This is a genomic window from Herbaspirillum sp. Her2 (genome assembly GCF_057961375.1).
Window position 1 is genome coordinate 2,856,062 of the sequence record NZ_CM176331.1, and the last position, 20,955, is coordinate 2,877,016.

The following is a 20,955-nucleotide window of genomic DNA, read 5'->3' on the forward strand; positions in this document are numbered from 1 at the left end:
CCCAGCACAAGAATCACGCTCAACACTTCACTTCATCGCAACGTCAAGATCATGTCCAACATCCTGCAATCCGTCCCGGTCAATCAAAAAGTCGGCATCGCCTTCTCCGGCGGCCTCGATACCAGCGCCGCGCTGACCTGGATGCGCCAGAAAGGCGCTGTCCCCTACGCCTACACCGCCAACCTGGGCCAGCCGGATGAGCCGGACTATGACGCCATCCCCAAGAAGGCCATGCAATACGGTGCCGAACTGGCGCGCCTGATCGACTGCCGCGAACAGCTGGCCAACGAAGGCATCGCTGCCCTGCAAAGCGGCGCGTTCCACATCTCCACCGCCGGCATCACCTATTTCAACACCACCCCGCTGGGCCGTGCCGTGACCGGCACCATGCTGGTGTCGGCCATGCGTGAAGACAACGTCGACATCTGGGGCGACGGCAGCACCTACAAGGGCAACGACATCGAGCGCTTTTATCGCTACGGCCTGCTGGTGAACCCCAACCTGAAGATCTACAAGCCCTGGCTGGACAGCACCTTCATCGACGAACTGGGCGGCCGCAAGGAAATGTCCGAGTTCATGATCAAGTCCGGCTTCGACTACAAGATGTCGGTGGAAAAGGCCTACTCGACCGACTCCAACATGCTGGGCGCGACCCACGAAGCCAAGGACCTGGAATTCCTCAACAGCGGCATCAAGATCGTGCAGCCCATCATGGGCGTGGCGTTCTGGCGCGATGACGTGGAAGTGAAGGCCGAGACCGTTACCGTGCGCTTCGAAGAAGGCCGTCCGGTGGCGCTCAACGGCAAGACCTTCGCCAGCATGACCGAGCTGATCCTGGAAGCCAACCGCATCGGTGGCCGCCATGGCCTGGGCATGAGCGACCAGATCGAGAACCGCATCATCGAAGCCAAGAGCCGCGGCATCTACGAAGCCCCGGGCCTGGCCCTGCTGTTCATCGCCTACGAGCGCCTGGTCACTGGCATCCACAACGAAGACACCATCGAACAGTACCGCGACAACGGCCGCAAGCTGGGCCGCCTGCTGTATCAGGGCCGCTGGTTCGATTCGCAGGCCATCATGCTGCGCGAAACCGCCCAGCGCTGGGTGGCACGCGCCATCACCGGCGAAGTGACGGTGGAACTGCGTCGCGGCAATGACTACTCGATCCTCAACACCGAGTCGCCCAACCTGACCTACCACCCGGAACGCCTGACCATGGAAAAGGGCGAAGGCAGCTTCTCCGCCATCGACCGTATCGGCCAGCTGACCATGCGCAACCTGGACATCGCCGACACCCGCCAGAAGCTGTCGATCTACCAGAACACCGGCCTGCTGGATTCCAGCACTGCCGTGTCGCTGCCGCTGCTGGGCAAGGACGAAAAGTAATTCCTGCTGGATTCACCTTTACCGTTTAATGGAAGCGATTCGATGAGCACTCAATTCGACAACGTCACCGTCCTGAAAAAGGGCAATGTCTACTTCGACGGCAAGTGTGTCTCGCACACCGTGCTGCTGGCCGATGGCAGCAAGAAGACCCTGGGCGTGATCCTGCCCTCGACGCTGAACTTCAGCACCGGTGCACCGGAAATCATGGAAATCAACGGCGGCAGCTGCCGCGTGCGTCTGAAGGGCGAAGAAGCCTGGAACACCTACGCTGCAGGCACCACCTTCAGCGTGCCGGGCAACTCCAGCTTCGACATCGAAGTGACCGAGACCCTGGATTACGTCTGCCACTTCGGCTGATCTTCTCGGCGTCTGAATAAAAAGCCGTCCGGTAGCGATACCGGACGGCTTTTTTACGTCTTAACACAGGAGTGCGCTCAGATGAAGACCGGTTCCGGCTCCAGCTGGACGCCGAACTTTTCCTTCACATCATCCTGGATCGCCTTGGCCAGCCTGGCGACTTCCGCCCCGGTGGCACCGCCCCAGTTGACCAGCACCAGGGCCTGCTGTTCATACACGCCAGCACGCCCCATGCTCTTGCCCTTCCAGCCGCAGCGGTCGATCAGCCAGCCGGCGGCCAGCTTGTAGTGATCGTCATCGACGCGATAGCTGACCAGGTTGCTGTATTGCGCCAGCAGGGTATCGCGCAGGCGAGCCGGCACGATGGGGTTCTTGAAGAAGCTGCCGGCGTTGCCGATCCGGGCGGGGTCTGGCAGCTTGCGGGTGCGGATGGCGATGACGGCCTCGGCGATGTCACGCGGACCGGGTTCGGTGATGCCGCGCTCCAGCAGGGCCTGGGCGACGTCGGCGTAATTGGCGTTGGCTTCCCAGCGCTTCGGGAGAGCGAATGTCACCTCCAGGACCACGGCGCGGTCGCGCAGCGCATGCTTGAAGACGCTGTCGCGATAGCCGAAGCGGCAGGCCTCGCGATCCAGCGTCAGCAGTTCGCCGCTGATCAGGTCGAAAGCTTGCAGGCTGTGGAAGCGATCCTTGATCTCGATGCCGTAGGCACCGATGTTCTGGATGGGCGCGGCACCGACGCTGCCGGGGATGAGTGAAAGATTCTCCAGCCCGCCCAGGTCCTGTTGCAGCGTCCACTGGACGAAAGCGTGCCAGTTCTCCCCGGCGGCGGCGCGCACGTAGATGAAGTTGTCGTCCTCGTCGGCGATGTCTATGCCCCGGTTCTGCATATGCAGCACCAATCCGCTGAAGTCTTGCGTCAGGAGCAGGTTGCTGCCGCCGCCCAGGACCAGCCGGGGCAAGGCCATGAGGCCGGCGTCCTGGCGCAGGGTGCGCAGTTGCTCGATGCCCTCTACAGGCAGGTAGGCATGGGCACTGGCCTCGATGCCGAAGGTATTGAGGGCGCGCAGGGAAACGTCGTGGCGGACGGGAAATGAAGAAGTGCTCATAGGGGTGGGATTATATCGCCCGCGCGGGAGCAAATCCGCTGTCAGTGGCCGGGCGATGGCGGCGGGCGCCTCACTCCGTTAAAATCACGGCTCAGACGCCGGCCTTCGCCGGCTGCAAGAACATAAGGAACAAGCCATGCCCTCATTCGATACCGTCTGCGAAGCCAACCTGGTGGAAGTCAAGAACGCCGTGGACCAAGCCAACAAGGAAATTTCCACCCGTTTCGACTTCAAGGGCACTGATGCCCGCGTCGAACAGAAGGAACGTGAACTGACCGCCTTTGCCGACTCGGACTTCCAGCTCAGCCAGGTGCGCGACGTGCTGACCAACAAGATGACCAAACGCAACGTCGATGTGCGGTTCCTGGACGAAGGCAAGATCGAGAAGATCGGCGGCGACAAGGTCAAGCAGGTCATCAAGGTGAAGAACGGCATCGAAAGCGACGATGCCAAGAAGATCGTGCGCGTCATCAAGGACAGCAAGATGAAGGTCCAAGCCAGCATCCAGGGCGACGCCGTGCGCATCACCGGCGCCAAGCGCGACGATTTGCAGGCGGCCATGGCGCTGCTGCGCAAGGAGATCAAGGAGATTCCGCTGGAGTTCAACAACTTCCGTGACTGATCTGGGCCATTGCCTTTGCAGTACCGACAACGCCGGCTTTTGCCGGCGTTTGTTTTTGGCGCCAGCTCGATGGTATTCGAGTAAACGCAGCTGATTGCTTGAGGGCAAGCGGGTTTCCGCACTGCCAAATCTACACTCCTTCCACCCAAAAATATCGGCATCTCTTGAAGTGAGCGCTGATGGCTGTTTGGGCCAGTTGCCAACTGACGGAAGGAGCAAAGATGGAACACAAGGAATTTGACGGACAACGCCTGGCAAACGATTTTCTTGCCGGCATCGATAAACGACCCATCAAAGGCAGCCATGCGCTGGCGACGCTGGGTTCGGCCACGCGGCTTGGCGGGGAAGTCGCTACGGCAAGCAGTAGCATGCACATCAAGGGACACCGCATCGCCTGCGTCGGTGACATCGTGCGATATCAGGACGGGACGGAGAGCAGGATCATCTCAGGTGCCGGCGCAGCTTTAACCTGCAAAGGCCATCCGATGGCCATGGTCGGCAGCACGACCGACAATGGGGACACGGTCACAGGCAGTCTGCAAAGCGTGGCACAAATTCGGGAATACGCCGACGATGCCGGCATACCGGGGCTGCTGCAAGCTGGCTACCTGGCGCCGACAGGGGATGGCGCATGAAGATCATCGGTTGGATTCGCTATGGCGATAAAGCCGCCTGCGGCGGGACGGTGATTGAGGGTGACCAGACTTGTCGCAGCCATGGGCGGGCTTATGCCTTTCAGGGGGCTCGGGTGGCTTGCCGAAAGGACTGCATCATTGCTGATGGTTTTCCGCGCTCTACGCTCACCAATGGACGGGCTCAGGTTATTCATGGGATGAAGACCAGTGCTGGGTGTCCGTTGCTTTCTACGCTCAATGAGGTTGATGGCGTGGGCAATGCGAGCGGTGAAGCAGTCACGACCAATTTTTATCAAACAACTCAAGGCGACTGGCTACCAAAGTTTGGACCTGAGCATCTCACAGAAGAAAGCCCGGATGAACAAGTGCGCGCCATCGATGGCAAGACCGGCGAGCCGATACCTGATCTGGCGTATTACCTCAAAGCACCGGACGGAACTACTTACAGCGGCTACACCGATACCAACGGCTTATGCGAACGAGTCGCGACCTATCATCCTGAGGAACTGAGCGTCTGGTTCGGCGAGGATGCAGAAACAAAAATGCGGGAGGGATGATGGGAGCAAAGGTCAAGACTAACCATGAAAAGGGCTCAACGGTGCCGGTGATGCACGACCGCAAAGTACGTTTGTTACTATGGGGAGGCGCAGCAACTCCATCAGACAATTACACCTTCGAGCACGCAAAAAACAACGTGCTGCGCGACTATAAAGCTCGGGACAAAAGCAAATTTATCTTAGTGGTAAAGCGGATATATGTCGCAAAAGACATTGTCAGCATCATCAATTCGCAAACGACTGGAAGCATTCAGTCTCTCGACATATGGACGCACGGGGGCCCTCAAGCACTATACCTAACTACCGCAGATCCCCCACCGCCGAAGGACTCCTCGTGGATTAGGAAAAAAGCTTATGAAGCAAATAGATGGGTACTACACAACTCCAGTCTATACCGCACAAGAACCCGAATGATATTCAACGCAGCGGGATGGGTGGAAGGTTCCGCACTGGTGGACGACATAGAGTTTTCGAAGTTTTCCGAAAATGCGAGAGTCGAACTACATGGATGTGCAACAGCGGCAAATCCATCCGATGCCGACAACATCGCCGCCGATATTTCAGAAAAACTAGCCTTAGCAGGAAAAGAAATGTCATTCGTAATCGGCCATATTGAGAATGCTGTTCCGGTTATCAAAGGTGAAGGAAAAACACGCGCGCCAGAGCAAGACTATAGGTTCGGTGAAAGGGCGATATTCAAGCACGGAAAACTGGTCTCTATTACGGAAAAACAAGGCGACCTTAGCGACAAAGAGCTTGAAAAATGATGCGAAAAAAATATCTGGCACGTACTTTCATCAGCGCGTCGCTACTTCTATTGGGTGCCATAGGTATCGGCGTTTATCCATTCACGCTGTCAAATCCAGACGTAACGATACAAGTCTTCGATAGACGTTATGCCTGCGGTGAATGCTATGTAGCATTCGGAATATCAAAGATCGAGGGGCGCGATGAAAGCAACCGACAAAACTCACCTTACCGCTTCGAGGACTGGGATGTTCTCGTTCTGTTCAGGGGGAATGACTCCTACCTATCCAGATATCAAGATGAGTTGTTTGAAAAGAACCCGGCATGTACATGGCCGACGTTTCGTCTCACGGGCCAGTTCAAACGTCGTTTGATTTATGCCCTGATCTTCAATGGCGACCACTACGATGGCATCTACTTCGATGCGAACTCAGGCGTGGCGATCAATACGGAGCCGAGCTGCAAGACCGTAGCGCGAGAGACCGCGTTGCCCTAGGGCCAGAACTTCATTTTTAGAAATCAGATGAAAAGACGGTGCCTTTCGTCTTCTTAGTTCTTTCCTGGGCTGCGCTGTGGGCAGGTAGCCATCTGCCCGACCAATATAAATTCAGCCGGGCCTAAAACAACAAAGCCCTAGCTCCCACCAAGGCTTTGTTCCCTACTTCGCGCCAGCAATCACCGGCGCATCAATCTCTCTTCAACAACACCCCTCAAGCCGCGTCCCGCTCATCCCCCACCAAACGGCGCTGCTTGACCGAATCCGCCAGGCCCTGCAGCACTTGCAGGCTTTCTTCCCAGTTGATGCAGCCATCGGTGATGGACTGGCCATAGGTCAGTTCCTTGCCCGGCACCAGATCCTGGCGGCCGGCCACCAAGTGAGATTCCACCATCACGCCGACGATGCGGGTGTCGCCCGCGGCCACCTGGCGACCGATGTCGGCGCAGACCGGAATCTGGTTTTCCGGTTTCTTGGAGCTGTTGGCGTGCGAAGCGTCGATCATCAGGCGCGCTGCCAGGCCGCTCTTGGCGATGTCCTGGCAGGCCGCTTCCACGCTGGGCGCATCATAGTTGGGCTGCTTGCCGCCGCGCAGGATGATGTGGCAATCCTCGTTGCCGGCAGTGGAGACGATGGCCGAGTGGCCGCCCTTGGTCACCGACAGGAAGTGGTGCGGCTGCGATGCGGCCTTGATGGCATCCACGGCGATCTTGACGTTGCCGTCGGTACCGTTCTTGAAGCCCACCGGGCAGGAAAGGCCGGAAGCCAGCTCGCGGTGCACCTGCGACTCGGTGGTACGGGCACCGATGGCACCCCAGCTGATCAGGTCAGCAATGTATTGCGGGCTGATCACGTCCAGGAATTCGGTACCTGCCGGCAGGCCCAGGTCGTTGATGTTCAACAGCAGTTCACGGGCCGCACGCAGGCCGTCGTTGATGCGGAAGCTGTTGTCCATGTACGGGTCATTGATCAAACCCTTCCAGCCCACCGTGGTGCGCGGCTTCTCGAAGTAGACGCGCATGACGATTTCCAGCTCGTTCTTGTGACGCTCGCGCTCCACCACCAGGCGGCGCGCATATTCCATGGCGGCCTTGGTGTCGTGGATGGAGCAGGGGCCGATGACGACCATCAGGCGGTCGTCCTGGCCGTGCAGGATGCGATGCAGCGCAGTGCGGGCTTCAGCGGTAGTGCGCTCGACCTTTTCGGTGCAGGCGAATTCGCGGATGAGATGCGAGGGGGGGACCAGTTCTTTCATTTCTCGGATGCGAAGATCGTCAGTGCGCGGCATTTTTTTCTCCTGGTGTACTGCAATGATTCAGCTGGAATGTTGACCAAAAAAAAACCGCCATCACTGGCGGTTTTTTAGGAAATCGGTTTTGTCTTTTTACGAACGCTTACCGCTTTTCACCGCCGTGGGGCTGGAATAGCTAAAGTAAAAATAAAAGTAAGCGCGGGCGAAAGACATGTCTGGCGTCATGGGTTAAGTGAAGCAGGCGTTCATAGTGCTACAAATCAGGGGCTTTGGCAAGCAACAAGACGAAATCGACATGCTGCGCTGCAAATGCATATTTCATTCAATAAATATATATTTATTGAATATTTATTGCTTAAATAGCCAATAAGTGTCACCAAAACACAATAAAAAATCTGGCCTCGCGCAAGCCTTGCCCGCCCCCCATCGTCTTGCCAACTGTGGCTTTCCTGCAAAAAAAGTGAATATTTGATCTGGCCACGTCGTTTTCCCCTGCCACCGGAAGTCATATTCCTGGCGCATAAATGAAAAAACCGCCGGTGAATGACACCGGCGGTTTTCACAAGAAACGATGCAGCGATGAACGATCAGGCAGTTCCGCCCACGGTCACGCCATCCAGACGCAAGGTCGGCTGCCCCACCCCGACCGGCACGCTCTGGCCTTCCTTGCCGCACACGCCGACACCCGAATCCAGGCGCATGTCATTGCCGATCATGGAGACGCGGTTGAGCACATCCGGGCCATTGCCGATCAAGGTCGCGCCCTTGACCGGATAGGTGATCTTGCCATCCTCGATCATGTAGGCCTCGCTGGCCGAGAAGACGAACTTGCCGTTGGTGATATCTACCTGGCCACCGCCGAAGTTGACGGCATACAGGCCATTCTTGACCGAGGCCAGGATCTCGCCCGGATCCTTGTCACCGCCCAGCATGTAGGTATTGGTCATGCGCGGCATGGGCAAGTGGGCGAAGGATTCGCGGCGGGCATTGCCGGTGACGTCCATCTTCATCAGGCGGGCATTCATGGTGTCCTGGATGTAGCCCTTCAGGATGCCGTCTTCGATCAGCGTGGTGCACTGGGTCGGGTTGCCTTCATCGTCGATGTTGAGCGAACCGCGGCGGTCGGCGATGGTGCCGTCATCGACCACGGTCACGCCCTTGGCAGCGACGCGCTCGCCGATGCGGCCGGAGAAGGTGGAGGATCCCTTGCGGTTGAAGTCCCCTTCCAGGCCATGACCGATGGCTTCGTGCAGCAGGATGCCGGGCCAGCCGGGGCCAAGCACCACGGTCATGGGGCCGGCCGGGGCCGGGCGCGCATCCAGGTTCACCAGCGCAGTGGCCACCGCTTCGGAAGCATACTTTTCCAGCAGGGTGTCGGAGAAATAGCCGTAGTCATATCGTCCGCCGCCACCGCTGCTGCCCATCTCGCGACGGCCATTCTGTTCGGCGATCACCGTCACCGACACCCGCACCAGCGGACGGATATCGGCGGCCAGCACGCCATCGGCGCGCGCCACCAGCACCACGTCGTATTCGCCGGAGAGGCTGGCCATGACCTGCTTGACGCGCGGATTCTTGGCGCGGGCGATGCGTTCGATGCGTTCCAGCAGCTGCACCTTGGCCGTGGCGTCCAGCGAGGTCAGCGGATCATGCGGCAGGTACAGCGCGCGGCCGCCGGCCGGCGTCATGGCACCGGCCACCTTGATCTTGCCGCTGCCCTGGCGGGCGATGGTGCGGGTGGCGGCGGCGGCATCCAGCAGCGCCGATTCGGAAATCTCGTCCGAATAGGAGAACGCGGTCTTGTCGCCCGACACGGCGCGCACGCCCACCCCCTGGTCGATGGAAAAGCTGCCGGTCTTGACGATGCCCTCTTCCAGGCTCCAGCCCTCGCTCTTGGTGAACTGGAAGTAAAGGTCGGCGTAGTCCACCTTGTGCGTGAACATGCTGCCCAAGGCCTTGAGCAGCTTGGATTCGTCCAGGCCGAAGGGAGTCAGCAGCACGTCGCGCGCCACTTGCAGGGCGCCCATGTTGGGTTCAAATAATTTCATAGCGTCTTGTCGGAAGGCAAAAAGGTCAAAGCTTGCGATGACGTAGCGCCGGCAAGCTTTCTCGAACGTATTGTAGACGATGGGGATCAATGTCGCCGATCACAAGCCCTTCCCCCTCAGGGAGAACCGAGACGATCTCGCCCCAAGGATCGACCAGCATGCTGTGGCCCCAGGTGCGGCGGCCATTGACGTGCTCCCCGCCCTGGGCCGAGGCAAGCACGTAACACTGGTTCTCGACGGCGCGGGCGCGCAGCAGCAGCTCCCAGTGCGCGCGGCCGGTGGTATAGGTGAAGGCGGCAGGCATCACGATCAGGGCGCACTCGCCCATGGCGCGATACAGCTCCGGGAAGCGCAGGTCATAGCACACCGACAAGCCGACCCGCCCGAAGGGTGCCTCGAAGCTGCGCACTTCGCTGCCGTATTCGATGGTGCGGGCTTCGTCGTAGTTTTCTTCGCCCCGCACGAAATTGAACAAGTGGATCTTGTCGTAACGCGCCACCCGCTGGCCATCCGGTCCATAGACCAGTGAAGTATTGAGCACCTTGCCGGACACCGCCGACTGCAGCGGCAGTGTGCCGCCCACCAGCCACAGCCGGTGCTCGCGCGCCAGGGCGCTCATGCATTCCTGCATGGGACCGCTGCCATCGGCTTCGGCATGGGCCAGCTTGTCGCGCTCGTGCAGGCCCATGATGGGCCAGTATTCCGGCAGCAGCGCCAGTTGCGCGCCCTGCTGCGCTGCCTGCGCCACCAGGCGGCTGGCCGCATCGAAGTTCTGCAATGGCTCGGGGGTGGAGACCATCTGGATCGCCGCCACCTTGAAGGAATCGCTCATGTCTGCCTCTTGCCAGCGTGGCGAGTGAAGAAAGAATGCCGCCAGTATCGCCCATCCGCGCCAGCCGCGCAGGCCAGGCCGGGGACGGAACCAGGATCAGGCACCGGAATTGATGGCCGGTCCCGGCGCGGGTGCGCCGCGCCGCTGCGCCGGAGCCGGCAAAGGGGGCGGCATCAGGTCATTGTCAGGCTTGCCATCCTCCTTGCCGCCCTTGCCCTTCTGCAGCACCTCGCGGGCACGTTCTGCATCCACCGGCGAGACCTGCCCCTGCTTGACCACGATGGGGTCGCTCCAGGGACCTGTCACCTTGTATTCGAAGCTGAGCGACTTCATCACCGGATTGCGCAGGAACAGCTGCGCCAGCAAGGTGCTCACCCCCACCACCGGATTGACCGCCATCGCCACCACCGAGGCAGTACCCAGGTTGATCTCGGGGATCACCACCACATGCAGGTCCTGGGTCTCGCGGGCGATGTCGGCCGAGCCGCTCATCAGCACCGAGGCCGTCACGCCCGCCATCTTGAGATTGTCCGTGCTGGCGATGCCCTTGGCGATGCTGGCGGTTCCTGCCACGGTGTCGAAGGCAAAACCTTCCGAGAACACGTCGCGGAAGTCCAGCGTCAGCCGGCGCGGCAAGGCCTGCAGGTTGAGCACGCCCAGCAGCTTGGCAGCCCCCGGATCCACCTTCAGGAACTGTCCCGAATGCACGTCCATGTGCACCTGCCCGGCCAGCGTTGCCATGTCCATCGCATAGGGAGGTGCCTTCCAGCTGAGATCGCCGTCGAGCTTGCCGCGCCCGCCGCGGATGGTGCCGGGATAACCGAAGCGTTCCAGCAGCTTGCCTGCATCCTCGATATCCAGCGCATAGGTGAAGTTGGAGGTGTGATTGCTGCCGAAGGTGAGCCAGTTGCCGGCTGCCCGGAACTGCGCGTCGGGATTGGCCAGCAGCAGGCGGCTGATGCGCCATTCGCGGCCGACCGAGGTCAGGATGTTGCTGGCATCGAGTTCCAGCCGGCCCAGCTTCTTGCCGCCCAGTTCGAACTGCTCGGCGCGGATGTCCAGCGCGGGCATCTGCAGGTTGTCGTCGGTCTTGTCGGCACTGGCGGGCTGGGCCGCGTCGGCCGTCGGGCTGGACTTGGGAATGACCAGCGAGGACAGCCGTGCCGTGACCTTGCCGGCCCCGCTTGCGCTGCCGGGTTCGTCCCAGGTCAAGGTACCGGCGGCTTGCTGGGACTCCAGGTTGATCTGCCAGGCATTGCGGCGATGCGCCGCTTCCAGGATCAGCTTGTTGAGCTTCTTGCCCATCAGGTTCAGTTCGCCGACGCGGGCCGAGACGCTGTCCGGCTCCAGGTATTGCGTGACATCGCTGTTGCCCAGGCGATTGCCTGCGGCTGCACCGTTGCCGGCGACCGCCGCGTCCTTGCCCGCCAGGTCCTTCTTCAGAGCCAGCCAGGCGTCGGCATCCAGGCTGTCGGTGGCCAGGGCCAGCTTCAGACCAGAGGCCGGAGTCGGTGCCGGCTGGTTCCAGCCGATGCCGCCGCTGGTGACGCGCCACTCATTGCCCTTGGCGGCGACGCGCTCGCGCACGTAGCGCGACGCCACGTTCGAGCCCAGCGACACACGCATTTCCTCGCGTTCGATCAGCGGATCGGACGAGGCCAGCGGCAGCAGGTCGAAGCGCATCGGCAGGGAGTCCTGCACGCCCTTGCGCAGGGGCACCGGCAGGTCCACGCCGAGACCGGCCAGGCTGGACTCGACCGTGACTTCCGGCTGATGCTGCCGCACCAGCACCGTGGCGCTGTAGCGGGTACCGCCCGAGAAGCGCGCCAGCAGGCGCTGCAGCGAAGGCTCGGGGTATTGCTTGCGCAGGTTCTCGATGTTGATGGCACCATCCAGACGTACCTGGCTGCTGCCATCCTTCTGGGTGCCGCCGCTGATGGCCAGGTTATCGCCCAGGAACTGGCCGCGCACGCCATTGAGCGTGAAGCCGCGCTCGTTGAACTCGACCTTGCCGCTGGTGCGATAGATGGGCGGCAGTTCCGGCAGCAGGTCGACGTCATTGTTGGCGAAGTTGAAGGCCCCCTGTGCGCGGGTATCGATGGCATGGTGCAGCGGCATCTGGAACTTCAGGTCCAGACGCGCCTCGCCAGTGGCGGTGCTGTGTTCCATGACGTTGCCGGTCCAGCGCGCTACCGGGCTCTGGTTGACGTATTGCAGGAAGACCGGCATGGGGCCATTGGCAACGCCATCGATTTCCAGCACGGCATCATGCGAATCGACATCCGCCACCCGCGCCGTCACCGGTCCCAGCCGCGCGCCCAGGGTACGGGCGCTGTCAGCCTTGATCTCCAGCCGCGTGCGATCGACGCTGATGCGCCCCCGGCCCTCCTCCAGCAGCGGCCACTCCGGTTCCTTGCCATCCCGGCCAACGTGGCCGGGGGTGTAGTTCAGCTTCAGCCCCTCGAACTCGCCTGCCAGCTGGAATACGCCCTTGGGCTGCTCGCCCGGCTTGGTGGTGTGGAAAGGGAAATCGGCCAGCGCGCCCTTGAGCTTGAACTGCACCTCCTTCAGATTGCCGGCCAACAAGCCCTCGGTGAGCCAGCGATGCAGCGGTTCGCTCATGTGTTGCGGCAGGTAGCGGCGAATCGCCTTCACATCGAAGCTGGTCAGCTCGCCATGCAGGTCGACGCTGCCGGCCGAGCGGCCCTGCAGCGGCAGCAGGTGCTGCCCGCTCAGGCTGCCGGCCACGCCGGGCTGGGCGAACTGCATCTGGTCAAGATCCACCTGCAGGGTCTGGTCCTTCAGGTATTGCCAGCGCGCCTGCAGCTTGAGGCTGTCAAAGGGCAGACTGGATTCGCGGAACAGATCGGTCGGCAGCTCGAATGCCAGTTGCTGCGCATCGACCTTGACCGAACCACCCTTCTCGCTGGCATCGATCTCGCCGGACAGGTTGCTGAAACCGGGGAATGCCGCCCACTGTGCGCGGGCTTGCTGGGCAGCGTTCTTGCGCGGCTCGACATGGGCCGGCAAGCCCTTCAGCCCCAGGCCCTTGAAGCGGCCATTGACGCGGTAGGAACTCAGCTCGGGATAAGTGCCCTGCCACTGCACGGTGAAATCATGCAGCTCTCCGCGCGGGGCCAGGTCGTCCAGCAGCTTGCGCTGGGACGGCGCCAGCGGCAGGCGGGTGGCCAGCTGCGACAGCGTCTGCAGGTTCAGATAGGTGGCCTTGACGCTGGTGCGCTCGGCCTTCAGGGGCGTGGCCGGTTCATAGCTCTCGGCAATCGAGGTCGGCGGCAGCACGAAGCCGTCCGGGGTCTCGATGGAAAAATCGGTCAGGGTCACCTGATGGCCGTTGGCACCGAAGGTCGGTACGCCGTCCTCAGCATTGGGGCCCAGGGTTTCGCTGGCGGAGATGCGTCCATTGACGCGTTTCAAGGACAGCGGCTCCAGCTGGCGCGACAGGCGGGCATTGAAATCGGTGAGACCGAGGTCGGCGGTGAAGTTGGCGACCTTGGCGTGATCCAGCGTCAGCCAGGCGCGCACCGAGCCGCGGCCGCTGTTGATGGCGATCGGATAATCGAACCAGGCGCGCCAGACCGACAGCTCGGTATTGCGCAGATCGGCATAGAGCAAGCCCTTCCAGCGCGCGATGTCGGAACTGCGCGCAAAGGCCGGATGGCTGAAATCGGCCCGTACATCCAGAGGAGCCGCCATATCCTGCGGCGGAATGGCGCGCAGCGAGAGCCGATGGCGTAGCCAGCGGTTGTGCAGCACCAGGTTGACATCTTCCAGCACCAGCTCGGGTGCCTGGCGCAGTTCGTCATCCCAGCGCAGCTTGCTGTGACGGATCACGATTTCGCGCTGCGACAGCAGCCAGTCCAGGTTGCTGCCATCGCCCCCGGCCGGTACCGGGATACCCGCCACATACAGCTTGCCGGCTGCATCGCGGCGGATGGCCAGGTCGGCCCCTTCGATACTGAGGTTTTCCAGACGCAGCGACGCCACCAGGACGCTGCTCCACGACAGCGTGGTCGATACGCGCGGCAGGCTCAGCGCGGCTTCGCCCTGCTGGTCGTGGACGGTGAGATTGGTCAGCGAGAGCTGGGGCCGCAATCCGCTCCAGGAAGCATCAATGGTCTCGATGCTGACCGCACGGCCGAGCTGGTGCGAGATCAGGGCTTCAATGCGGGGCTTGTAGTGGCCCACCTCGGGCAGCACCGCATAGCGCAGCACCAGAAACAGCGCGCAAAAGACGAAGTAGGCGGCCAGCAGCAGCTTGAGGGTGAAACCCAGGACATGGTGGGTAGCCCGGTTCAGGCGCCGATAGCTGCCCCGCGCAAATCGCCAGCACAGCGCCCAACGGCCAGGCTTCGGTGCGGCGTTATGTTGTTCTTGGGACATCAGGTTGCAAGGCGGCTCGGCAGAAAAATGGAATCGGGCAGGCAGCATGATCGCATGGAAAACCAGCCCATGCCATCTTGGCAAAGGGGCTATGAGGGGCAAAAACGGCGATAAGTTTAAAAAGGGAGGCTAGAATCGCCGGATTCGCTCCTTTTTACGTCCATCGTCAGTCCGCAGTCAGCTGGCATGCCGGGGAACCTGCCCCGGCCTCCGCCTTGCCTGCATTGTCGGCATCGGCGGGACGGGCCTGAAGCCGGGGGAGCAGCGGTTTTCTTCCTTTTACACCTTGTCGCGGAGCTTTGCGGTCTCTTATGCCTGTTCATCATCCTTCCCTGGTCGACGCCTCCACTTCCCGCTACTACACCCGCTGGACCCAGGCTGATCCGGCCCGCCCGGCCCTGGTGGCCGAGGCCGCCCGCCAGCCCATGGACCGCGAGGCCATGCAGCAGCGCCTGGCGCGCGACCTGGAAGCCGGCCTGAGCCTGCCGGCCGCCATGCGGCGTCTGCGCAACCTGATCATCTGCAGCCTCATCACGCGTGACCTGGATGGCCGCGCCGACTTGGCCGAAGTGGTGGCCACCATGACCGGTTTTGCCGATTTCGCCGTGCAGACCCACCTGGCGGCCCTGATGCAGGAACAGACCGCCCTCCATGGCACCCCGTTGGGTGAAGAATCAGGACGCCCGCAGGAAATGATCGTGCTGGGCATGGGCAAGCTGGGCGGGGGTGAACTGAACGTTTCTTCCGATATCGACCTCATCTTCGTCTACCCGGAAGATGGCGATACGCAAGCCGGGGCCGGTCAGAAATCGCTCTCCAACCATGAATTCTTCGTCCGCCTGGGCAAGAAGCTGATCGGTGCGCTGGCCGAAATCACTGAAGATGGCTTCACCTTCCGCGTCGACATGGCGCTGCGTCCCAACGGCAACTCCGGGCCGCTGGTGGCCAGCTTCAACATGGTCGAGGAATACCTGGTACGCCAGGGCCGCGAATGGGAGCGCTACGCCTGGACCAAAGCCCGGGCGCTGACCGGCACCGAGGAAGACATCGCCACTCTGGAAGCAATCAGCCGGCCTTTCATTTTCCGCCGCTACCTGGACTTCGGTTCCATCGATGCGCTGCGCTCCATGCACGGCCAGATCCGCGCCGAGGTCAAGCGCCAGGAAGCCCTCCACCCCGACCGCAGCAACAACGTCAAGCTGGGCCGGGGCGGCATCCGCGAAATCGAATTTACCAGCCAGGTGTTCCAGCTGATCCGTGGCGGACGCGATGCCGAGCTGCGCGACCGCTCCACCCGCGCCACCCTGCGCACGCTGGCGGCCAAGGAACTGCTGGCTCCTGACGTGGTGGAGCAGTTGCTGGACGCCTACACCTTCCTGCGCGACCTGGAGCATCGTCTGCAATACCTGGAAGATGCGCAGACCCACACCCTCCCCGTCAATCCCGACGACCTGCTGCTGGTGGCCAACATGATGGGCTACGCCGACAGCGCCGCACTGCTGCAGGCGCTGGAACACCAGCGTGCCATCGTGGCCGCGCAGTTCGATGCCATCTTCGCCGACAAGCAATCCGAAGGCGAAAGCGATGGGCCCACGGTGGCGGTGAGCGAGAACGACAATCTCGAAGGCCTCACCGACGCCCTGCGCCTGGTCGGCTTCCCCGAGGAGGACATCGAGAACGGTGCGCGCCGCCTGCACCTGACCTGGCAGTCGCCGCGCATGCAAAGCCTGCCCGAGGCCAGCCGCAACCGGCTCAATACCGTCATCAACAATGGACTGCCGCTGCTGGCCGCGCTGCATTACGACCAGTTGCCGGCGCTGGGCCGCCTGCTCGACTTCCTCGAAGCGATCGCCCGCCGTGCCGCCTATCTGGCCCTGCTCACCGAATATCCCTACGCCCTGCAGCGCCTGGTGCGCATGATCGGTGCCAGCGGCTGGGCCGCCACCTACCTGACGCGCCACCCGCTGCTGCTGGACGAATTGCTGGACGACCGCAACCTCAAGGCCGCCTCCGACTGGAATGCCTTCGCCGACACCTGCCGTCGCCAGCTGGCCACGGCCGAGGGCGATACCGAACGCCAGCTCGACATCCTGCGCGAGCTGCATCACGCCGAACTGTTCCGCCTGCTGGCGCAGGATCTGGAAGGGGATCTGTCAGTGGAAAAGCTGGCCGATGAACTTTCGGCCCTGGCCGACGTATTGGTCCAGGTCACTCTCGAAGCGATCTGGCAGACCATCACCCAGCGCCATGTCGAGGTACCGCGCTTTGCCGTGATCGCCTACGGCAAGCTGGGCGGCAAGGAGCTGGGCTATGCCTCGGACCTGGACGTGGTCTTCCTCTACGACGACGAGGACCAGGAGGCCCCGGGCCTGTACGCCAAGCTGGCGCAGCGCTTCATCACCTGGATGACCAGCCACACCCCGGCCGGCACCCTGTTCGACATCGACATCGCCCTGCGTCCAGATGGCGCCAGCGGATTGCTGGTGTCGCCGGTCTCCTCCTTCGAAAAATACCAGCTCAATGCGGCGTGGATCTGGGAGCATCAGGCCCTGACGCGGGCGCGCTTCTGTGCGGGCGATGCCGCCATCGGCGAGCGTTTCGAGGCACTGCGTGAGCGTGTACTGCGCCAGCCGCGCGATGTGAACAAACTGGAAGAGGAAGTGCTGTCGATGCGCCGCCGCATGCGCGACGCTCATCCCAATCGCAGCATGATGTTCGATCTGAAGCACGATGAAGGCGGCATGATCGACATCGAGTTCATGGTGCAATACCTGGTGCTGCGCCATGCCTGCGACCACCCGCAGCTGACCGGCGACATCGGCAACATCGCCCTGCTCAAGCTGGCCGGCCAGCTCGGGCTGATTGATGCGCTGCTGGCGGCGGAAGCAGCCAATGCCTACCGCCTGTTCCGCAAGCTGCAGCACCAGATCCGCCTGCAGGGATCGGAACGCGCCCACATCGATGCGATCCGGGTGGAACATGAACGGGCTTGCGTGATCCGGCTGTGGCAGCAGGTCTTCGGCTGATCTGCTTTCCGGCGGGATGAAGAAAAAAACGAGAGTTGCCTCTCGTTTTTTCATTTCCCTTCATCTGCACCGGATCGTGCGTGAAACCCTTTAATTCATGGGTTTGACGGCCACCAGGTTGATCAGCGTTTCTTCCCGCTCCGCCTTGGGCTTGATGCCGAAGACGCGTTCCAGTATCCCCAGGTCTTCCCGGCTCCACCACAGGTAGGGATAGGAAATCGACTCCGGCGCGACCTCGAAGCCGGCGCTGCGCACCAGGGCCAGGTACTCGCCGGCGGTCTTCTGGACCTCCATCGGATGGCGGAACAGCAAGCGGATGATCCACGAATGAATGTAGCGCCTGGTCGACTCGGCAAAGAGCAGGATGCCGCCCGGTTTGAGGACGCGGTAGAACTCACGAATGGCTTCTTCCTGGTCGATCAGGTGATGGAAGGTCTGGTGGCAGAACAGCAGGTCCACGCTATTGTCTTCCAGCCGCATGCGCGAGCTGGAGCACTGGATGAACTCGGCGCGCAGGCCCTCGGCCTCGGTCTCGCTGCGTGCGGCAGCGATCATGTTCGGATCGATGTCCATGCCGATCAGGCGCTGCGGGGCAAAGCGCTGGTGCAGCTTCTTGAGCGAGCGCCCCCAGCCGCAGCCGACGTCGGCGACCACCGCATAGCTGCTGCGCCGCTCGGGAATGAGGCGCTCCAGATCTTGCAGGGCGCGTTCCAGCACGTGCAGGGTCCAGGTCGGTGTACGCAGGAACCAGAGGCCGAAGGCGGTCTCCGGGACGTGCTCCGGCATGGCCGGAGGCAAGGGCTGTGAATGTGAGTTCATGTCGTTGTGCTTGTTGTTCTGGCCGGATGCGCGGGCAGAGGCGGCTGGCATCCGGGTCGCCGGCGGTTCCCCCTGCCGGCTGATGGAAAAATGCCCCGCCGGCAAGCGCCTGCGGGGCATCAGATGTTACCGGCTGGCAAGCAGGACTGCAACTGTCCCGGGCCAGTGTTCATGCGAGATCAATACTTGGGCGGCGTTTTCTCTTCGCGGCTGGCACGGCGGTCGCTGCCACTGTCACGCGAGGACGAGGAGCTTTCGCGGTCACGCGAACGCGCGTTGTCGCGATTGGCGTCGCGCTCACGGGCGCGGCTGCGGTCACTGTCCTTGGCGTCCTTGTCCTTGCCGTCCTTGCCATCCTTGGACTTGGCATCATCCTTGGCGGCATCCGCCGCAGGCGCGGGCGGGGTCACGGTCTGGATGCCCTTGGCGGCCATGTATTCGTGCATGTCCTTCCAGCCGGTGAAGATACCGGCCTTCAGGGCGTCGGGGTTGCGCTGGTAGCAGTCCTCCAGGCTCTGGCCGGCCTGGCGGCAGCCGGCGCCCAGGGCGATGCCTTCGGCCTTGGCTTCTTCCGGGGTCTGCTTGGGCTTGGAAAAGCTGCTGATGTAGTCGCACGCGGACAGCGAGAAGCTGACGGCGGAAATCAGGGCCAGGTTGGCCAACAGGCGGCGGGCCTGGGATGAGCTTGCTGACATGCGTTCCCTCATTGGGTCGGTTGCTCTTGTTGTGGACAGGCAATGCGCAAACGGAAAAAAGGCCATTGCAAGCGGTGCCTGCAACAGCCTTTCACTCCTTTTGCAGGCTGATTCGACTATTTTCACCTTGGCAAGCAAGCTTGCATACGAGGAAAAGAAGCCGAAACAGCCCTGAAATTGACGCTCCCGGCCAGGGAACCCCGGCCGGTGCGTCAGAACACGCGTCTTACTTGGCGTTGGCCAGGGCGACGGTAGTGTCCAGCATGCGGTTGGAGAAGCCCCACTCGTTGTCGTACCAGGAAGACACCTTCACCAGGCGACCGGAGACCTTGGTCAGGGTAGCGTCGAAGTTGGACGATGCCGGGTTGTGGTTGAAGTCCACCGAGACCAGCGGGTCGGTGTTGTAGGTCAGGATGCCCTTCAAGGGACCGTTTTCGGAAGCGGCCTTCAGGATGGCATTGACTTCATCCACGGTGGTGTCGCGCGAAGCCACGAAGGACAGGTCGACGATGGACACGTTGATCGTCGGCACACGGATGGCGTAGCCGTCCAGCTTGCCGTTCAGTTCCGGCAGCACCAGGCCGACGGCGGCGGCAGCGCCGGTCTTGGTCGGGATCATGGACTGGGTGGCCGAACGGGCGCGGCGCAGGTCTTCGTGGTAGACGTCGGTCAGCACCTGGTCGTTGGTGTAGGCGTGGACGGTGGTCATCAGGCCGTTTTCCAGGCCGATCTTGTCATGCAGCGGCTGCACCAGCGGAGCCAGGCAGTTGGTGGTGCACGATGCGTTGGAGATGACGGTGTCGGAAGCCTTGAGCACGCCGTGGTTCACGCCGAAGACGACGGTCGCATCGACATCCTTGCCGCCCGGAGCGGAGATGATCACCTTTTTGGCACCGCCCTTGATGTGGGCGCTGGCCTTTTCCTTGGTGGTGAAGAAGCCGGTGCATTCCAGCACCACGTCCACACCCAGCTCGCCCCAGGGCAGCTCGGCCGGGTTGCGCTGGGCCAGCACCTTGATGCGGTCGCCGTTGACGACGATGGAATCGCCATCCACGGTCACGGTGCCCGGGAACTTGCCGTGGGCGGTGTCGTACTGGGTCAGGTGGGCATTGGTCTTCGGGTCGCCCAGGTCGTTGATGGCGACGATCTCGATGTCGTGCTTCTTGCCGCCTTCGTAGTGAGCGCGCAGGATATTGCGGCCGATGCGGCCATAACCGTTGATTGCTACGCGAATTGCCATGCTCTTCTCCTCAAGTAGTAAAAATCAATGCAAACCGGTAGTCGGGAAAGCGACCAGGCCGTCAGCTTGCCCCACTTCGGGGCCGCCGATCGGACATGGATCCTTCTTTTCCGGCCTTTTTGTTCAGTTGTTCTTGCCGTCCCTCTTTGCCCTGCTGATCCAGCCGTTCAATCTCGTGCCGCCCTCACCCGCTCAGGAGTGAAGCTTGCGCCAGACGAAACCGATCTCGTCGAGTTCACTGCCATCATCCCAGGTGAACGTTTGTTCATAAAGCCTTTCGGCCCCGAGCGACTCGAAAAATTCCCCGGCGCCTTCGTTCTTGCTCAGCACCCAGGCCATGAGACCTGTCGCACCGGCACCGATGAGGGTGGCCGCCACATTGGCCAGCAGCCGCTTGCCCAGCCCCTTGCGCTGCTCATCGGGCAGCACGCAGATGGCGGTCAGCTCGGCATCGCAGCCGAAACGCGATTCGGCCAGGGTCATGCCCGAAGCGAAGCCGATGATCTCGCCCCCGCTTTCGGCGACGAAGGTGCAGGCGGCGTCCGACGACGCTTCCAGCACCTGCTCCCACAGCTTGACGCTTTCCTCGGGCTTGAGGTGATCGAGGTAGCTGTCGGGCACCAGGCCGCGATAGGCGGCGCGCCAGGCGTCGATGCGCACGCCGGCGATCGACGCCGCATCGCCCTTCCTGGCGCGGCGGAACAGGACTTCTTCAGTCATGGACACCAGACTG

At 61.9% G+C, this 20,955-nt stretch carries 18 protein-coding genes; 9 read left to right on the forward strand and 9 right to left on the reverse strand.

Features of this window, described 5'->3' with window-relative positions:
* Nucleotides 1-51: 51 nt before the first annotated feature.
* Entirely contained in the window at nt 52-1,386 is a 1,335-nt protein-coding gene (gene argG / locus ACWHXP_RS13010; protein WP_121038321.1) for an argininosuccinate synthase, read from the forward strand.
* Between the two features lie 42 nt (nt 1,387-1,428).
* Nucleotides 1,429-1,743 carry a pyrimidine/purine nucleoside phosphorylase gene (ppnP, locus tag ACWHXP_RS13015; RefSeq protein WP_145606412.1) on the forward strand — a complete coding sequence of 105 codons (315 nt, stop codon included), beginning with the start codon at nt 1,429-1,431 and terminating at the stop codon, nt 1,741-1,743.
* A gap of 77 nt (nt 1,744-1,820) precedes the next feature.
* Here the strand turns inward: ppnP and murB are convergent, their stop codons facing one another.
* The gene (gene murB / locus ACWHXP_RS13020) at nt 1,821-2,852 is read right to left on the reverse strand and encodes a UDP-N-acetylmuramate dehydrogenase (RefSeq protein WP_489635809.1); all 1,032 of its coding nucleotides are present in this window, start codon (nt 2,850-2,852) and stop codon (nt 1,821-1,823) included.
* Nucleotides 2,853-2,988: 136 nt separating this feature from the next.
* Here murB and ACWHXP_RS13025 point away from each other — a divergent pair, with 136 nt between their 5' ends.
* The 5 genes from ACWHXP_RS13025 (at nt 2,989) to ACWHXP_RS13045 (ending at nt 5,909) form a co-directional block, all read left to right on the forward strand.
* On the forward strand, nt 2,989-3,474 hold the full coding sequence (locus ACWHXP_RS13025) for a YajQ family cyclic di-GMP-binding protein (protein WP_034333613.1): 486 nt from the start codon (nt 2,989-2,991) through the stop codon (nt 3,472-3,474).
* A 221-nt stretch (nt 3,475-3,695) separates the two neighbouring features.
* Nucleotides 3,696-4,109 carry a PAAR domain-containing protein gene (locus ACWHXP_RS13030; protein WP_489625004.1) on the forward strand — a complete coding sequence of 138 codons (414 nt, stop codon included), beginning with the start codon at nt 3,696-3,698 and terminating at the stop codon, nt 4,107-4,109.
* Entirely contained in the window at nt 4,106-4,666 is a 561-nt protein-coding gene (locus ACWHXP_RS13035; protein ID WP_489635808.1) for a PAAR domain-containing protein, read from the forward strand. Before ACWHXP_RS13030 ends, ACWHXP_RS13035 begins: the two co-directional genes overlap by 4 nt.
* Nucleotides 4,666-5,433, forward strand: coding sequence for a hypothetical protein (locus ACWHXP_RS13040; RefSeq protein WP_489635807.1), 768 nt, complete (start codon nt 4,666-4,668; stop codon nt 5,431-5,433). The genes ACWHXP_RS13035 and ACWHXP_RS13040 overlap by 1 nt, the downstream gene beginning before the upstream one ends.
* Entirely contained in the window at nt 5,430-5,909 is a 480-nt protein-coding gene (locus ACWHXP_RS13045; RefSeq protein ID WP_489625002.1) for a hypothetical protein, read from the forward strand. The genes ACWHXP_RS13040 and ACWHXP_RS13045 overlap by 4 nt, the downstream gene beginning before the upstream one ends.
* Nucleotides 5,910-6,123: 214 nt before the next feature.
* On the opposite strand, the gene aroG is transcribed toward ACWHXP_RS13045, so the two are convergent.
* From aroG to ACWHXP_RS13065, 4 genes are all read right to left on the reverse strand, one after another.
* Nucleotides 6,124-7,197: a 3-deoxy-7-phosphoheptulonate synthase AroG gene (aroG, locus tag ACWHXP_RS13050; RefSeq protein WP_008326955.1), complete on the reverse strand. Its 1,074-nt coding sequence runs from the start codon at nt 7,195-7,197 to the stop codon at nt 6,124-6,126.
* 551 nt (nt 7,198-7,748) lie between these two features.
* Nucleotides 7,749-9,209, reverse strand: coding sequence for a metalloprotease TldD (gene tldD / locus ACWHXP_RS13055; protein WP_489635806.1), 1,461 nt, complete (start codon nt 9,207-9,209; stop codon nt 7,749-7,751).
* 25 nt (nt 9,210-9,234) lie between these two features.
* Nucleotides 9,235-10,041, reverse strand: coding sequence for a carbon-nitrogen hydrolase family protein (locus tag ACWHXP_RS13060; RefSeq protein WP_489635805.1), 807 nt, complete (start codon nt 10,039-10,041; stop codon nt 9,235-9,237).
* A gap of 96 nt (nt 10,042-10,137) precedes the next feature.
* Entirely contained in the window at nt 10,138-14,442 is a 4,305-nt protein-coding gene (locus tag ACWHXP_RS13065; RefSeq protein ID WP_489635804.1) for a YhdP family protein, read from the reverse strand.
* A 311-nt stretch (nt 14,443-14,753) separates the two neighbouring features.
* Here ACWHXP_RS13065 and glnE point away from each other — a divergent pair, with 311 nt between their 5' ends.
* Nucleotides 14,754-17,468: a bifunctional [glutamate--ammonia ligase]-adenylyl-L-tyrosine phosphorylase/[glutamate--ammonia-ligase] adenylyltransferase gene (glnE, locus tag ACWHXP_RS13070; RefSeq protein WP_489635803.1), complete on the forward strand. Its 2,715-nt coding sequence runs from the start codon at nt 14,754-14,756 to the stop codon at nt 17,466-17,468.
* A 90-nt stretch (nt 17,469-17,558) separates the two neighbouring features.
* Here glnE and ACWHXP_RS13075 read toward each other — a convergent pair whose 3' ends face one another.
* Both ACWHXP_RS13075 and ACWHXP_RS13080 read right to left on the reverse strand, forming a co-directional pair.
* Nucleotides 17,559-18,287, reverse strand: a complete 729-nt coding sequence (locus ACWHXP_RS13075; protein ID WP_034329731.1) for a class I SAM-dependent methyltransferase — start codon at nt 18,285-18,287, stop codon at nt 17,559-17,561.
* 179 nt (nt 18,288-18,466) lie between these two features.
* On the reverse strand, nt 18,467-18,982 hold the full coding sequence (locus tag ACWHXP_RS13080) for a hypothetical protein (protein ID WP_034329726.1): 516 nt from the start codon (nt 18,980-18,982) through the stop codon (nt 18,467-18,469).
* On the opposite strand from ACWHXP_RS13080, the gene ACWHXP_RS13085 reads away from it, so the two are divergent.
* A complete protein-coding gene (locus tag ACWHXP_RS13085) occupies nt 18,981-19,157 on the forward strand; it encodes a hypothetical protein (protein ID WP_166675533.1) in 177 nt (58 codons plus the stop codon). The two genes, ACWHXP_RS13080 and ACWHXP_RS13085, sit on opposite strands and share 2 nt — an antisense overlap.
* Nucleotides 19,158-19,208: 51 nt before the next feature.
* Here the strand turns inward: ACWHXP_RS13085 and gap are convergent, their stop codons facing one another.
* Both gap and ACWHXP_RS13095 read right to left on the reverse strand, forming a co-directional pair.
* Nucleotides 19,209-20,222, reverse strand: a complete 1,014-nt coding sequence (gene gap / locus ACWHXP_RS13090) for a type I glyceraldehyde-3-phosphate dehydrogenase (RefSeq protein ID WP_034329725.1) — start codon at nt 20,220-20,222, stop codon at nt 19,209-19,211.
* A 192-nt stretch (nt 20,223-20,414) separates the two neighbouring features.
* Entirely contained in the window at nt 20,415-20,942 is a 528-nt protein-coding gene (locus ACWHXP_RS13095) for a GNAT family N-acetyltransferase (protein ID WP_198516518.1), read from the reverse strand.
* Nucleotides 20,943-20,955: the final 13 nt, after the last annotated feature.

What these genes read in the sequence shown, in the direction of transcription:
- ACWHXP_RS13080 (WP_034329726.1), bottom strand. Translation starts at nt 18,982, where the DNA reads ATGTCAGCAAGCTCATCCCAGGCCCGCCGCCTGTTGGCCAACCTGGCC.
- gap (WP_034329725.1), bottom strand. Translation starts at nt 20,222, where the DNA reads ATGGCAATTCGCGTAGCAATCAACGGTTATGGCCGCATCGGCCGCAAT.
- ACWHXP_RS13085 (WP_166675533.1), top strand. Translation starts at nt 18,981, where the DNA reads ATGCGTTCCCTCATTGGGTCGGTTGCTCTTGTTGTGGACAGGCAATGC.
- ACWHXP_RS13030 (WP_489625004.1), top strand. Translation starts at nt 3,696, where the DNA reads ATGGAACACAAGGAATTTGACGGACAACGCCTGGCAAACGATTTTCTT.
- ACWHXP_RS13045 (WP_489625002.1), top strand. Translation starts at nt 5,430, where the DNA reads ATGATGCGAAAAAAATATCTGGCACGTACTTTCATCAGCGCGTCGCTA.
- ACWHXP_RS13040 (WP_489635807.1), top strand. Translation starts at nt 4,666, where the DNA reads ATGGGAGCAAAGGTCAAGACTAACCATGAAAAGGGCTCAACGGTGCCG.
- ACWHXP_RS13065 (WP_489635804.1), bottom strand. Translation starts at nt 14,442, where the DNA reads ATGTCCCAAGAACAACATAACGCCGCACCGAAGCCTGGCCGTTGGGCG.
- ACWHXP_RS13035 (WP_489635808.1), top strand. Translation starts at nt 4,106, where the DNA reads ATGAAGATCATCGGTTGGATTCGCTATGGCGATAAAGCCGCCTGCGGC.
- ACWHXP_RS13075 (WP_034329731.1), bottom strand. Translation starts at nt 18,287, where the DNA reads ATGAACTCACATTCACAGCCCTTGCCTCCGGCCATGCCGGAGCACGTC.
- ppnP (WP_145606412.1), top strand. Translation starts at nt 1,429, where the DNA reads ATGAGCACTCAATTCGACAACGTCACCGTCCTGAAAAAGGGCAATGTC.
- aroG (WP_008326955.1), bottom strand. Translation starts at nt 7,197, where the DNA reads ATGCCGCGCACTGACGATCTTCGCATCCGAGAAATGAAAGAACTGGTC.
- glnE (WP_489635803.1), top strand. Translation starts at nt 14,754, where the DNA reads ATGCCTGTTCATCATCCTTCCCTGGTCGACGCCTCCACTTCCCGCTAC.
- tldD (WP_489635806.1), bottom strand. Translation starts at nt 9,209, where the DNA reads ATGAAATTATTTGAACCCAACATGGGCGCCCTGCAAGTGGCGCGCGAC.
- ACWHXP_RS13025 (WP_034333613.1), top strand. Translation starts at nt 2,989, where the DNA reads ATGCCCTCATTCGATACCGTCTGCGAAGCCAACCTGGTGGAAGTCAAG.
- argG (WP_121038321.1), top strand. Translation starts at nt 52, where the DNA reads ATGTCCAACATCCTGCAATCCGTCCCGGTCAATCAAAAAGTCGGCATC.
- murB (WP_489635809.1), bottom strand. Translation starts at nt 2,852, where the DNA reads ATGAGCACTTCTTCATTTCCCGTCCGCCACGACGTTTCCCTGCGCGCC.
- ACWHXP_RS13095 (WP_198516518.1), bottom strand. Translation starts at nt 20,942, where the DNA reads ATGACTGAAGAAGTCCTGTTCCGCCGCGCCAGGAAGGGCGATGCGGCG.
- ACWHXP_RS13060 (WP_489635805.1), bottom strand. Translation starts at nt 10,041, where the DNA reads ATGAGCGATTCCTTCAAGGTGGCGGCGATCCAGATGGTCTCCACCCCC.